Source organism: Halalkalibacter kiskunsagensis (genome assembly GCF_037027555.1).
Classification (GTDB): domain Bacteria; phylum Bacillota; class Bacilli; order Bacillales; family Bacillaceae_D; genus Halalkalibacter; species Halalkalibacter kiskunsagensis.
Genome location: NZ_JAXBLX010000002.1, coordinates 181,370 through 195,666, shown reverse-complemented (window position 1 = coordinate 195,666; position 14,297 = coordinate 181,370). Strand labels below are relative to the sequence as shown.

The following is a 14,297-nucleotide window of genomic DNA, read 5'->3' as shown; positions in this document are numbered from 1 at the left end:
CATGACCAATCAAGACCAGTATCGTATATCCCCTCTGGAAATGTCTTTAACGTTAATTTCGATGTTACTTGCTATTGGGGTGTTAACGTTACCACGTACATTGGCTGAAGCGATGGATACTGGAGATGGATGGATTTCAGTTCTTTTGAGTAGTGTGATTATAATGGCGTTGGTTTCCTTGATGGTTCGCCTTCAACAGAATTTTCCTGGACAAAACCTTTTACAATTTATTGGTGAAACAGGGTTTGGGAAATGGATCGCAAAACTATTAGCTATCTGTTTTGCCCTTTATTTTATCCCATTTTTAGCTTATGAAGCACGTATACTTACGGTTATTGTCCGCATGTATTTGCTCGATCGAACGCCACCAGAAATCACGCTTGCGATTATTCTGCTAACAACAACCTATGCAGTCACAAAAGGTGTTCAAGGAGTAGTCCATTTAAATTTAATGTTTATCCCTTTTATCATCTTTGTCTATGTGATTCTACTCCTATTTAATATTGATAGTATGACAATTAATGAACTTCGCCCAATTTTACCAATGGGATTTCAACCATTATTATCAGCCTTTGAACCAACTATATTTTCTTTTTTGGGAATAGAATTATTGTTTTTTTGGCTTGCCTATATGAAGACAAGCAACTTAAGGGCTTTGCCTTTAAATCTTGGGATATCTTTTGTAGCGTTTTTGTACTTTCTCATTGTTATTGTCTCGTATACGGTCTTATCTGTTGACGGTGCGAAAGTAATTGTATTTCCGACGGTTGCGTTAGCACAAGAAGTAGAAATAGTAGAAGGATTAATTGAACGATTTGAGCCAGTAATGATCACCATTTGGATCATGGCTATTTTTAATACAATGGCGATCATCCATCTTCTTGCTGTTCAAACGATTAAAAATGAATTATTAAAAACATCCAAAGGAATGTGGATTCCTGCAGTTGTTACCTTTTTTGCTTATATAATTGCCTTTATACCAAACAATTTAGATGAAGTATTTCTATTAGGCGGTTTAGTCGGTTATACTGGCGCAGCTCTCATTTTCTTAGGATTGATTAGCGGTTTTCTAACAGTTTGGATTAGGTCTAGAAAGAATAGGAATCAGCAACAAAGTAAGGAGATAGCCAAATGAAAGGTAAGGTTGTAACGCTTCTTCTCGTTTGTCTATTCATTTTACCTGGATGTTGGGATATAACAGAAATTGAGGAAATAGGCTTTGTTTTAGCTACGGCTTTAGACCCGTTGGATGATGAAGAAGTAATAGAAAAGTATGAAAGAGAAACCGGTAGACCTGTTCCAAAAGGAATGTTCCAATTGACAAATCACGTGGTTATTCCCGGTCAAATTGAAGGAGGAGGAGAAGAAGGTGGTTCTGGTGGAGTTCCTTTTTTTAACATTCGTTCGGCTGGTATGACTAGTTTTAAAAATTCCCGTAATTTTGCCGCTAGGAGAAGTCGTAAGATGAACAGTCAACATTTAAAAGTAGTTATTATTAACGAGGAATTAGCTCGAGAAGGAATCATTAAACATCTTATCGATCTATTTATCAGAGATCATGAAATGAGACGGGATGTTCTTGTCCTTATATCAGAAGGGAAGGGGTATGAAATTTTAGAAAATAAGTTGCCTTTAGAAACAACGCCAGCGTTATCAATCAATATGATAAGCGACAACGCGGGTAGAAGTCATAAAACTCCGCCACAAAAGTTTATTGGTGAATTAATAAATAATATCATTAGTGATCAAAGTTATATTGTCCCGCGAATTGTTCAAACGGAAGAATTTAATGTAGCGGGCGCGGCGGTTTTTCTTGGAAAAGAAAATAAAATGGTTGGCTGGCTTGGGGAGTATGACGTTCAAGGATATGGTTGGGTAACAAGTGAAATAGAAAATGAAATAGTAGAAGCTTTCTACGGAAGTGAGCAGTCACCTTTTGTCTATGAGACGGATAGTGCGGATAATCAGATTCGTTATAAACATGAAGAAGGGAAAGATGTTTTCGATATAACGATTAAAACAGAGGGCTTTTTTGTTGATAACTGGATTGAGAGCATAGATCTTGACTCGCAAGAAACAATTCGAAAGCTTGAAGAAGCGGTTGCAAAAGAAATTGAACGTCAGGCGAATAAAGTGATTGAGAAGATGCAAACAGAATTTCATACAGACATTTTTAAACTTCATGAACAAGTAAAAATCAATAATTATTCTTATTGGCAGGAGATAAAAGATCATTGGGACGGAAATGGGGGAGCTTTTTCGCAAGCGGAGATTCATGTAGAGGCAAAAGTAAAAATACGTCATCATATGACAATTGAACAGTTAGAACAGAAATAAGGTGAGGGTATGTATAGAAGGCTATTAAAAAGGTTAAATGAACAGAAGGTACGGAAGGCTGATGAATTTAAGCTTGAGATTTCAAAAGATCTTTCAGTCATGAACCAGACGATTCAAGACATTGTTGGTGAAAGTGATGATATCGTTCAACGAAATTTTAAAATCGGCGCTAATTTAAAAGCTAGTTTATACTTTGTTGATGGACTTGCCTTTGATTCAGGTATTGAGGATCGAATTATTAAGCCGCTCATCTATTTTGCTGAGACGAATCAAGAGTTTTCAACTGATCAATTGTTAGAGCATCTATTGACAGAAGTTGTTACTTTCATTGAGTTATCTGTTAAACAAACGTTTGATGAAGCCATTTTGAATCTTATGTCTGGCGAAACTCTTCTTGTTATTGATGGAATAGATAAGCTAGTTTTATTTGAGACAAGGCAATTTAATCAACGAGGTATTGAGGAGCCTGAAAGTGAAGTTATTGTTCGGGGACCGCGTGATGGATTTAATGAAGTTCTCCATACGAATGTCATGTTAATCCGTAGACGGTTACGCGATCCAAACTTGACAGTGCAATTTGGCCAGTTAGGGCGTCGGTCTAAAACTGATTTTGCTCTTGTTTATGTAAAAGGGATTACGAACATGGATCTTGTAGAGGAAATACGATACAGACTTTCTTGTCTTGATGAAGACATTACGATGGAAACAGGGGTGATTGAGCAATACATTGAAGAAAATGTGCTTTCTCCGTTCCCGCAGATATTAAGAACGGAGAGACCGGATAAAACGATTAATGCTTTAAGCAGTGGGAAAGTGGTTGTTGTCTTAGATGGAACGCCGTTTATTTTAATGGCTCCGATAACGTTTAGTGATTTAATGAAAGCAACTGAAGATAATTACGACCGTTGGCATATTAGTTCCTTCACTCGAATGCTTCGTTATTTAGCTGCCTTTATGGCTGTGTTTTTACCTGGTCTCTACATTGCAATGGTTTCTTATCATCAAGGAATGATTCCAACAGTTTTTGCGCTTTCTATTGCTGGCACGCGAGAAGGTGTACCGTTTCCTGGTTTTATCGAGGCCTTTTTAATGGAAATCACGTTTGAGTTATTACGAGAAGCAGGTATTCGATTGCCTCGGCCAATTGGACAAACAATCGGGATTGTAGGAGGTCTCGTTATCGGTGATGCAGCCGTTCGTGCTGGAATCGTAAGTCCTGTTATGGTCATTGTCGTCGCTATTACAGCAATCGCATCCTTTGCTATCCCGGCTTATAATGTCAGCATTACGTTTCGACTACTACGCTTTTTAGTTATGATTTCGGCGGCTATATTTGGTTTGTTCGGGATTGTCATAACATATATTCTAATTAATATTCATTTAGTTGGATTAAGGAGCTTCGGGAGTTACTATACAGCGCCGTTTGCCCCATATAAATTTGGAGAATGGCTTGATCTTATGATTCGTGCTCCACTTATCCTTCTGAAAAACCGTCCATCAGAACCCCGTACATTGGATCAAAAGAAAAAGAATATGTGAAATGTGTAGGTTTCTTTAAACAAACGTTTGTTTACAAATGAAACCAAATGATCAATACAAGCTTGAACTTTTATAGGATAGGGTGAATCGTGTGCCAGAACTACCGGAAATGGAAAATTATAAGCTCCTTTTAAGTGAAAAGGTAGTAGGGAAGTCTGTTAGTGAAGTTATTGTAACAAGGGAAAAGACGATTAATGTTCCTGTCACACAATTTACAACAGAAGTTCAAGGCAGAACGATTATGGCAATTGAACGTCGAGCAAAGCACCTACTATTTAAGCTTGATTCAGGCAAAAGTTTATTGCTACATCTTATGTTAGGTGGATTAATGTATGTAGCGGATGAGGAAGGTGAAATCGATCGCACGAAGCAAGTGACGCTTTCATTAGGTGCGATGAAGTTGTTTTTTATCGGGTTACGTTTAGGGTATTTGCACTTGGTCACAGAAGAGCAAGTACAAGAAGCGTTTAGTGATCTTGGTCCAGAACCACTAGAACCAACATTTAAAGAAAATTTATTTCAAGAGCTTATCGCCAAAAGAAGAGGCATGTTAAAAACAACGTTAGTAAATCAAAAATTTCTAGCTGGTATTGGAAATTTATATTCAGATGAAATTTGTTTTGAGGCTCAAGTTTTGCAAATTAGAAAAGCGAATGAATTAACAGATGAAGAAATAAAGCAGTTATTTAAAGCCATTCACACAATTTTACAAAGAGGAATTCGTCTCGGTGGGTATATGGATGTACCTGTTCATAAAAAAGATCAACTAACAGGTAACTATTCGAACCATTGCTATGTGTATGAGCGTGAAGGATTGCCCTGTCCGCGATGTGGTGGTGTCATCATAAAAGATGTAATTTCGTCGAGGAAGTCATTTTACTGTAAGCAGTGTCAAAAATAACCGAGCAACAGTGAAGAGTATTAAAATCTTCGCTGTTTTTCTTGAAATGGAAACTATTTATCACTTCGCTCCGCATCTTCGAACTTATTCTTATTACTTCTCTACTTGCATACGGACAATTACTGTTCATTTAAAGAGAAATTTCCTGTCAGCTTATCTTCCAAATTAAGTGTTTGAGTTAGTCAAATCGTACAAAATAGATAAAAGAATACTAAATCATCTTAGGTATTTTAACTGTTTTAAACAGAAAGAAACACGAAAAAACATGGTGGTTAATGTGAATATTATTACTTCAAAAAAATGTTAGTCATGAAATGTGACAATGTAGCAACGTGGCGATCACCCTTTCGTAAAAAGTGAAAAGAAGGCAAGTATGCAGCATTGAAAAAGGTAAAAATCAGAGGGCACTGAAAAAGTCCATCGAGGAAGCGGAAATGGCTCCACACGTTGTGCGCTTTCCCACTCATAGAAGGCTTTTTAAACCATTGCAATGGCTCCGTACATTGCTTGGAGGGCATTCATTTTTGAACATTGCTGTTTTGGTTAGCTGTTCCTATTCTTTTTTTAGTTCAATTTCACAATCTGAGAATTCATTTTTAGGTAGTGTGAATAATGACTCTGTGAATACCTCATCTTATCATTTAAATTATGGGAATATTTCGTTTACGGTGAACGTAGTGTGACATTCAACTTCTTTAGTGAGTGATTTAGAGAAAGAGGTGTTTAGGAAATGTTGACAGCACAGAAGATTTGGAGTCCTACCAATTTAAAAGAGGCATGGGAAATTCAGAATCATATTGGAATAGGGGAATACTGCCTTGTATCAGGTGGAACATGGTTGCGTACACAATGGGAGGCAAATTTACGAGAAATGTCTACTAATCTTATAAGCTTGGAAAAGATAGCTGAAATGCAGGAAGTGACGGAGCAGTTAGCTTTTGGGAAAAGGGAAATTGTCATAGGTGCACAAGTTACTTTGGCAAACTGTATTGAAAGTGAACTGATGCAGACATATCTCCCTTCTCTTGTGAAAGCTTGTCGTCGTATTGCTGCTCCTTCTATTCGTAACCAAGCAACAATTGGTGGGAATATTTACACTGCGGCAGGAGATACGATTCCTGTTTTTCTTATATATGAGGCAAAATTACGATGGTTTAATGGTCAAACGATTGAAACAGAACCATTGGAGCAATGGCTCATTACGTTACAAGCAAATCAGTTTAAAAGGGATAATCGAATGTTAGTTGGTCTCACAATTGAAGTTGAGGCGCAAGACGATTTTTCTTTTTTTATAAAAGTCGGAAGGAGAGAAACGTTTACGGCTTCACTAGTCACTGTAGCTGGCAAGGGAACAGTCGATAATAACGGGTTGTTTGGAAGTGTTTTGCTCGCGGCAGGCGGAGGTCCCGTACCGGCACGGCTGTCAGCAACAGAATTAGCGACCTGCAATCGAAGTGGTTCAACTGAGCTTTTTAAAAGCATTTATAAGTCAATTACAACAGAGTTTGAAGCAACAACCGATGCGTTTGCTTCTGCTGAGTATAAAAAAACAGTTGTAGCGAATCTATTAGTGAGTGAGTTGTTTGACAGATGGGAAAAGAATCATCTGGGAGGTGTAACAAATGTGGCTGGATCGTAATTCAAGTGGTGGTAACTGGAAAATGAGGCCTGACGGAGAAGAGAAAGTAACAGGTAGACTAAGGTATCTAACTGATATCAAGTTTCCAAACATGATATATGGAAGAGTGTTAAGAAGTAACGTAGCGCATGCGAGAATCCTCTCCATAGATTCTCAAGCAGCACTTGAATATCCCGGAGTAGTAGCTGTTTTAACTCATCATGATATTCCTGGATTAAATGGATTTGGCATTAGTACTCCTGATCAACCAGTTTTTTGTAAGGATGTTGTTCGTTTTGAAGGAGATGCTGTAGCGGCAGTTGCTGCTATATCGGAAGAGGTAGCAGCAAAAGCTCTAGAATTAATTCAAGTCGAGTATGAGGATTTGCCAGTACTCGATACTCCAGAAGCTTCTTTAAAAGAAGGGGCGCCGTTGTTACACAAAGATGGCAATATCCTTCACCAAACTAATTATTCTCGAGGCGACCTTGATGTCGGATTCGGACAATGTGAGTTTGTTGTATGTGAAACGTATTTGACTCCGCGCCAAATGCATACGTACCTTGAAACCGAAGGAGGAATCTTTGTACCGAGTGAAGATGGTAGGTTAACTGTATATGCTCCAACACAACATGGATATAAAGATCGAATGCAATTGTCTCGTATTTTAAATATGGATGAGGAAAGGATTCGAGTCATTTCAAGTCCTATTGGAGGATCTTTCGGTGGAAAGGATGAGCTAAATGTTCAGCCTTATGGTGCATTGCTATCCCTTTCCTGTGGGCAGCCAGTTAAAATGCACTATTCAAGATGGGAGTCTGTCGTAGCAGGATTAAAACGACATCCGATGAAAGTGACGATGAAAACCGGTATGAATGCTGAAGGTGAGCTTCTGGCTCATCAAGTTACGATTCTTTCTGATACGGGTGCGTACTCGACACTCGGCGGGCCTGTATTAAACTTTGCAACTGAACATGCCCTCGGACCTTATCGTATCCCTCATGTTGATGTAAAAGGCAAGGCGGTTTATACGAATAATGGTGTGTCAGGTGAGTTCAGGGGCTTTGGGGGCAATCAAGTCATTTTTGCATTAGAAGGTCAGATCGACCGACTTGCAGAAAAAATGAAGATCGATTCTTGGGAATTACGAAAGAGAAATTTACGGAAAATCGATGATCTTGGTCCAATGGGGCAACGAATTGTCCCAACAAATGGCCCAAAACAAGTATGGGAAGGCATAAAACAATCACCACTTTGGGAAAAAAGAGCAACAGGAATTATAGAATCAACTAAACCATGGATTAAGCGTGGAATTGGAGTGTCTATTGCAATGCACGGATCCGGTTTAGGGTACGGAATTCCTGATCATGCTGGCGGAACGATCAGATTAAATAAAGAGGGGAAAATTGAAGTTGCTTTTGGTCATGAAGAATTCGGTCAAGGACTTATTGGAACGCTAGAAATTTTGTTATTAGATCATTTCCAATGTAGCAAAGAGGATATTCAGATCATTATCGGCGATACCGATCTTGTCCCGCCAAGTGGTTCTTCCACGGCGTCGAGAACGACGAACATGGTATGGCAATCACTAAATCGACTGAAGGTACCATTTCTAGAAGCATTATTTACGAAAACGAGTCAGGTAACCGGATATCCGAAGGGACAGTTACAAACAGGCATAGGGGGAATATGGACTAAAACCTCTGATGAGGAAGAGTCATTAAAACAAGTCATAACCTATAAACAGCTAGTAAGTGGAAATCATGACTTCGAATGTACAACGGAATTTCATTATCCTGTTACACCTGATCCGATTATGGGCGGACATTACCTATATACAAGTACTTCCGTTATTTGTGAGGTGGAAGTCAATTTATTAACGGGAATGGTCATTGCAAAGAGAATTGATCATACGGTAGCGGCTGGACCGGTAATAAATCCAATGGGTTATTTAGGTCAAATTGAAGGCGGTAGTGTTATGGCGCTTGGATTTACTCTTACAGAAGATGCCGTGATGAGTTCAAGTAAATATGTGACAAAAAATTTAGATACGTATTTGATTCCAACTATTTTTGACGTACCTGAAGCTCATTGTGTAAAAGCGATTGACGAACTTCCAGAAGGGGATTCATTTGGTCCTCGCGGAGTTGGAGAAGTGGGGTCGGTGGCTTTAGCTCCAGCCATTGTTTCCGCGATTAAGCAAGCAACGGGAGTTTGGGTCACGGAATTGCCACTTAAGCCAGAACTGCTTTTGCAACAAGTGCAAACCTTTGAGAAGAAAAGAGTATAGTCTCTTTTCTAAATGAAATAAAGGGGAATACGCTGATTTATGAGTGGGAGATAAGATTAAGGATACTAGTAGATAAATAGTAAGAAGGAGGGGGAGCGAATGAGCCATAAAGTAAAACCAATTAAAACCGAAGATGCCGCTGATTACAATCTGTCTTTTGAGTTGAATGGAAAAGCAGTAAATCTAAATGTGAATCCGTCAAGACGTCTTGTTGATATTATTAGAACTGATTTGGATTTAACAGGTACGAAGATTTCTTGTGAGATTGGCAGATGCGGAGCATGCATGGTTATGGTTGATGGAAAACAGCAGAATTCATGTTTAACTATGGCTTACCAATGTGAGGGCAAGAAAATAGAAACAATAGAAGGAATTAGTCAAGGGGAGGCGGTCGATCCTATCCAACAGGCCTTCTTAGAAGAAGGGGGATTCCAATGTGGCTATTGTACTCCAGGGATGGTCGTTTCATTAAAAGCCCTGTTAAATAAACATCCTCATGCAACGTTCGAAGAGCTCAAAGAAGGATTATCAGGTAATTTATGTAGATGTACCGGGTATGGTGGAATTTATCGTGTGCTTAAAAGACTAAGCTCTGACGGGAATTTGTAAGAGATTATCTGAATGCGCCGCTAAAGGAGAGGTATGTGATGAAAGAATTATATAAATATCTTAGAATGATAAACAAGCATCCTCAGAGTATATGCGCTTTAGCGACTGTTATCGAGGTGGAAGGGTCGGCATACCGCCATGAAGGCGCAAAGATGCTGTTTATGGAAAATTATGAGCAGTTTGGGTTAATTAGCGGTGGATGTTTGGAAGAGGATCTGCAAATCCATGCAATGAATGTAATCAAAGAAAAAAAGTCGAAAACACTAACGTATGATTTGCAATCAGAAGATGATCTTGGTTGGGGGCAGGGAGCGGGGTGTAATGGAAAAATTAAAGTATTGGTAGAACCTTTTTATTGGCAAGAGAAGGACCATGCTGGTGCTTCATTATGGCATCAGGTTTTGGCTAAGTTTGATCAAGGAGATTCAATTATATCTGTAAGAGGTGTTGGCGGTGAACTGGAAGGTGCACGCTTATTTTTTACAACGAATGGAAGGAAGATTAGTTGTTCACCTGAATTTGAGGAAGTATTACGTGACGATGTTGAACAATTCTATCAAGATCATCGCGTGTTTGAGTACCAATTCAATGTTGAATTGAAAACTCATTTCATATTCGAGCTACATGAATCAAACGATAGACTTTATATTTTTGGAGCTGGTCCAGATGTAGAACCGATCGTAAGAAGAGCCGCTGAGTTTGATTATTGTACAATTGTCATTGATCCGAGAGATAGCAGGTGTAATGCTTTCAATTTTCCTCAAGCAAGTTTACTAGTTACAGAACACCCTGAGACCTTTTTAAACGAGAACTCTATTAAAAATAATAGTTATGTTCTCATTATGACTCATAGCTTCATCCGTGATCAATTTATCGCTTCGTATTTCATAAATAACCCACCTAAATATTTAGGAATACTAGGGCCTAAAAGAAGAACCGAGAGTTTGTTGCATCCGAATAAAATTCCAGAGTGGATTCGCTCTCCAGTTGGAATTGATATTGATGCTGAAGGAGCGGAGGAAATTAGTATCAGTATTATCAGTGAGTTGATTAAGGCGAGGAATTACAAACGTGCATGGAACAAAAAAAGAAAAAAGAATGCTCTACTGTATAGACAAGAGGGAGGATTTTTTGAAAAATAAGGATATTTGTGCAGTTATTCTGGCGGCTGGGACTTCGACACGTATGGGTACAGCTAAACAACTGCTACCATTTAAGCAAATGTACCTGCTAGAATATGTGATTAAGCACGTTCTAGCACAGTCCTTTGAACAAGTATTCGTTGTCATTGGGCATAATGCAGATGAAATTATGGAACATATTTCACTTCCCTCTTCGCGCTGTAGGTGGATTATTAATGATAAGTATCAGCTTGGGCAGAGTACATCGTTTACGATCGCTATGAAAACCATTGAACCTACGTTTTCCCAAGCAATGCTCTTCTTAGGCGACCAGCCGTTTATAAAGCCAAAGACGATTCAGTCAGTATTTGAAGAAGGGAATGGTAAAGAGAAACGCTTGACGTGTCCATTTGTTATTAGGCCTTTCTATGAAAATAAACCTGGTCATCCTTTATATTGGGGGAATATTAAAAAGTTAGATATATCTACGCTATCAGGTGATAAAGGAGGAAGAGGGTTACTTAGCTCAGTAAAAAAACACCACTTACCAGTTAATGATCCAAATATCCTTGTTGATATTGATACGCCGGCAGATTATCAAAAGGCTTTAATGAAAAACAATGCCACTCCTCTATGATGAGGTAGATAGTGGCATTGTTTATTGGTATGTTCCTCATTTATCTTTGTCTAGAGTCATTCTAATAGAACAATGCTCCATAAGAACCTAGATGTTCTGTTTTTCAATGCGGTTATTAAAAAATGAGCGGATGAAAAGGGCGATTCTAAGTGTTAATGTTTCGTCGGCACCTTTTAGCTCAATTCCGAGTATTTCTTCGCATTTTTTAATACGATAAATGACCGTGTTTCGGTGAATAAATAAAATTTTAGCTGTTTCTGATATTTGACAATTGTTGTTTAAAAATACAGTCAGAGTTTGGACTAGATCTTCTTTATCTTTATCTTTCGGATAGGCTAAATCACGTAATGTTGATTTATAGAACTCTTTAAGCTTTTGTGATGGAATCGTTTTAAAGATCTCTGCCAGTTCTTTGATTCGATATGTTTTTATAAATCGCTTTTTGTTCTCCCTATAGCCAGCGCGCAAAGCATCAACTGCTTCTTGAAAGGATGTCGGAATATCTTTCAAGTTTTCAGTATAGTTGCTAATCCCGAATGACATAGAGGAATCAAGAGCTTGAAACAGGTCTGACTGAAGTTCGTTAATGGAATCTAATACTGTTTTTTCGATTTCATCGTTATAAAAATCAAAACCGAGTAAGGTTGTAAAGAGATCTCCTTTCGTGAAAACGATACAATTTTCAAATCGTTTTGTTAGGATAGATTCGATTAGTTCATAAATTCGATCTCTTCTTAAACTAATTTCTTTTTCGGTTTGAAGAGGATACGAATCTTGGTAAAAGTCAGACGAATCATCCATTTTACATGTGATACAAATGTATTGAAGTGACTTATTTAAATGGTACGTCCGTCCTCGATTAATAATTTCTTCCTCATTTGGAATGGCACCATCAACAAGATCAGCGAAGAATTCATTTTTTAATCTTCTAGAATGTTGTTCAAGTGCATGGAGCTTCATAAATTCAAATGAAATGACATTTGCAGCTTGCTCAATGGCAAGTGTAAAGGAAGATTCATTTGATAACGTACTTCCAAAAATAATAATATAGCCTTTTTGTTGATTTGTTGTACTAATTGGATAAATGGAGAACTCTGTAAATTCACTATTTGTATCTTTTTTTGGGAGGGTTAAAACCTTGTATGTATCAAGGTTTTCTTGATGAATTCTCTCGTGAATATACCAATAAATATCGAAGAACGCTTCTTTGTCGATATCATGAGAGTAAGCCATAATATCTAAACGATAATTTAATAGAATAACTGGAAGGTCTAATATGGATGCTAAACTTTCGATGATGTTTGAGAAGCCGCCACCTGAAACAACGATATCGGTAAATTCACGGTGGATATTAAGGGCGTAATTTAATTCATGCGTTCGTTCTTTTAAAATGCATCCCAATGCCTCATTTAGCATCTCACCTAAAGAGTAATTTAAAGGGATTTCGATAATTGGAAAATGTAGTTCGTTTGCAATTTCAATTACTTCATTTGGAATTTCCTCAATAAATCTCTTTGTCTTTAACCCAAGTCCCGCACAACCTTGTTTTGCCATTTGTGTTACTAACTCAATAAGCGCATTTGGATTGTTTTTTATCGAATATGCGGTTGTAAGTAACAGTTGTTCACCGGTTAAATAGTGAATAATATCAGGAGCATCCATAAGGTTGACAGATTGAACTGTTTTATTTAATCCTTGTTCGCCTGCAACTACGGTTGTCTCATTGAATGTCGGCAGGTTTAAAATGTCTATTAACCTCATTTTGTCCTCCTTATTTACATTTATATCATTGTGAATAATGTACAAGAAATTTGACGATTTTAATACTTTATCGTTAGAAAATCTCACATCTTTTATCACTTAGTTAGTCATTTCGTACAAAATAGAGCAATGGACGAATATTGAATCTGAATGAATATTTGTTTGACTTTATCACATTGATAATGGAAAAGGTTCCTTTTCCTAACTAATTCTCAGTTACTTTATCTGACAATCTTACTTTTTTTTGACAAAGGACAAGTGGAAGGGAGTAGCTTTGAGTGAAAAGCATTGCAGTACTAGCTTTCTAAACGGTTATTTATTATAAGTAGATTCATAGGTTTCCTGAGTGCAATCTATTAATGCGACTGCGGTTTGGTTGAAGTGTACAAAAAACGTTTTTTCATTTGTTTACTGCGAACAATGACTGAATCATTGTAACAATTTATGATATGGCTATAACTAAGTAGCAAAGTTGCTGAAAAATGAAAATAAATGAGGTGGGTGTTTCATGATAAATTACTCGATGGAACAAGTAAATAAGATGACAGAACAGGAATTTATGCATTCAGTTGGAGTTGTGTTTGAGCATTCACCGTGGGTTGCAAAAAGCGCTTTTGGGCATCATCCATTCTCAAGTCTTGATCAAATGTATGAAAAGATGATTGAGGAAATGACAAATGCTGATATGTCTTTAAAGCTATCCTTACTTAGAGCACATCCAGATTTAGGGACAAGGTTGGAAGTTTCAGAGTCATCAAAACATGAACAGCAAAACGCTGGATTAAGTCAACTTTCTGAAGAGGAGTATCGCGAATTTTCCTTACTAAATAAAAAGTATATTGAGAAGTTTGATTTCCCTTTTATCATGGCCGTAAAAGGTCAAGATAAACATTCAATTAAAGAAAGCATGAAAACAAGAATAAATAATCAGTATGAAAAAGAGTTTAAGACTGCTCTTAGCCAAGTTGAGAAAATTGCAAGGTTTAGGCTTGTTGATATGATAGTAGATGAGAATATGAGCACAAAATAGGATGTAGAGAGATTGTTTACTAACGTTAAACAATCTCTTATTATAGCAATTTGTAAAGTTATAGGAAGAAAGGAGGGGGTCTTAGTGTCAGGGAAAATAACAACTCATGTATTGGACATAAGTACTGGTAGGCCTGCTGTGAATGTTGTGATTGAACTGTGGAGAATGAAAGAAACCAATCAGTTAGAAAAAGTGAAAGAGTCTAGAACAAATGATGATGGTCGAGTGACAAAGCCATTGTTAGAAGATAATGAAATGCAAGTGGGGACGTATCAAATACAGTTTCATGTAGGCGATTATTATCGTGAGAATAATTTAAATCAAGATCCACAATTTCTAGAAGTAGTACCTGTTCAGTTTCTCGTTTCAAATGAAAGGGAACATTATCATGTTCCGTTGTTAATTGCACCAGGTGGGTACAGTACGTATCGTGGTAGTTAAATATGTATGGAAT

At 37.6% G+C, this 14,297-nt stretch carries 12 protein-coding genes; 11 read left to right on the top strand and 1 reads right to left on the bottom strand.

Annotated elements, in window-relative coordinates:
- The first annotated feature begins 1 nt into the window (after position 1).
- The 9 genes from SLH51_RS02130 (at position 2) to SLH51_RS02090 (ending at position 11,052) form a co-directional block, all read left to right on the top strand.
- Positions 2 to 1,135, top strand: a complete 1,134-nt coding sequence (locus SLH51_RS02130; RefSeq protein WP_335958739.1) for a GerAB/ArcD/ProY family transporter — start codon at positions 2 to 4, stop codon at positions 1,133 to 1,135.
- A complete protein-coding gene (locus SLH51_RS02125) occupies positions 1,132 to 2,337 on the top strand; it encodes a Ger(x)C family spore germination protein (RefSeq protein WP_335958737.1) in 1,206 nt (401 codons plus the stop codon). Before SLH51_RS02130 ends, SLH51_RS02125 begins: the two co-directional genes overlap by 4 nt.
- 9 nt (positions 2,338 to 2,346) lie before the next feature.
- Positions 2,347 to 3,876 carry a spore germination protein gene (locus SLH51_RS02120; RefSeq protein WP_335958735.1) on the top strand — a complete coding sequence of 510 codons (1,530 nt, stop codon included), beginning with the start codon at positions 2,347 to 2,349 and terminating at the stop codon, positions 3,874 to 3,876.
- Between the two features lie 91 nt (positions 3,877 to 3,967).
- The gene (mutM, locus tag SLH51_RS02115) at positions 3,968 to 4,777 is read left to right on the top strand and encodes a bifunctional DNA-formamidopyrimidine glycosylase/DNA-(apurinic or apyrimidinic site) lyase (RefSeq protein WP_335958733.1); all 810 of its coding nucleotides are present in this window, start codon (positions 3,968 to 3,970) and stop codon (positions 4,775 to 4,777) included.
- Positions 4,778 to 5,507: 730 nt separating this feature from the next.
- Positions 5,508 to 6,416, top strand: coding sequence for an FAD binding domain-containing protein (locus tag SLH51_RS02110; protein ID WP_335958732.1), 909 nt, complete (start codon positions 5,508 to 5,510; stop codon positions 6,414 to 6,416).
- Positions 6,400 to 8,685, top strand: coding sequence for a xanthine dehydrogenase subunit D (gene pucD / locus SLH51_RS02105; protein ID WP_335958730.1), 2,286 nt, complete (start codon positions 6,400 to 6,402; stop codon positions 8,683 to 8,685). The genes SLH51_RS02110 and pucD overlap by 17 nt, the downstream gene beginning before the upstream one ends.
- Positions 8,686 to 8,784: 99 nt before the next feature.
- On the top strand, positions 8,785 to 9,294 hold the full coding sequence (locus tag SLH51_RS02100) for a (2Fe-2S)-binding protein (protein ID WP_335958729.1): 510 nt from the start codon (positions 8,785 to 8,787) through the stop codon (positions 9,292 to 9,294).
- A 38-nt stretch (positions 9,295 to 9,332) separates the two neighbouring features.
- Complete coding sequence (locus SLH51_RS02095; protein WP_335958728.1) at positions 9,333 to 10,436, top strand: XdhC family protein; 1,104 nt, start codon at positions 9,333 to 9,335, stop codon at positions 10,434 to 10,436.
- Positions 10,426 to 11,052, top strand: coding sequence for a nucleotidyltransferase family protein (locus SLH51_RS02090; RefSeq protein ID WP_335958727.1), 627 nt, complete (start codon positions 10,426 to 10,428; stop codon positions 11,050 to 11,052). The genes SLH51_RS02095 and SLH51_RS02090 overlap by 11 nt, the downstream gene beginning before the upstream one ends.
- 87 nt (positions 11,053 to 11,139) lie before the next feature.
- On the opposite strand, the gene SLH51_RS02085 is transcribed toward SLH51_RS02090, so the two are convergent.
- Positions 11,140 to 12,813, bottom strand: a complete 1,674-nt coding sequence (locus SLH51_RS02085) for a PucR family transcriptional regulator (RefSeq protein ID WP_335958725.1) — start codon at positions 12,811 to 12,813, stop codon at positions 11,140 to 11,142.
- 508 nt (positions 12,814 to 13,321) lie between these two features.
- Between SLH51_RS02085 and uraD the strand changes: the two genes are divergently transcribed.
- A complete protein-coding gene (gene uraD / locus SLH51_RS02080; RefSeq protein WP_335958724.1) occupies positions 13,322 to 13,843 on the top strand; it encodes a 2-oxo-4-hydroxy-4-carboxy-5-ureidoimidazoline decarboxylase in 522 nt (173 codons plus the stop codon).
- Between the two features lie 84 nt (positions 13,844 to 13,927).
- The gene (uraH, locus tag SLH51_RS02075) at positions 13,928 to 14,284 is read left to right on the top strand and encodes a hydroxyisourate hydrolase (protein WP_335958723.1); all 357 of its coding nucleotides are present in this window, start codon (positions 13,928 to 13,930) and stop codon (positions 14,282 to 14,284) included.
- Positions 14,285 to 14,297: the final 13 nt, after the last annotated feature.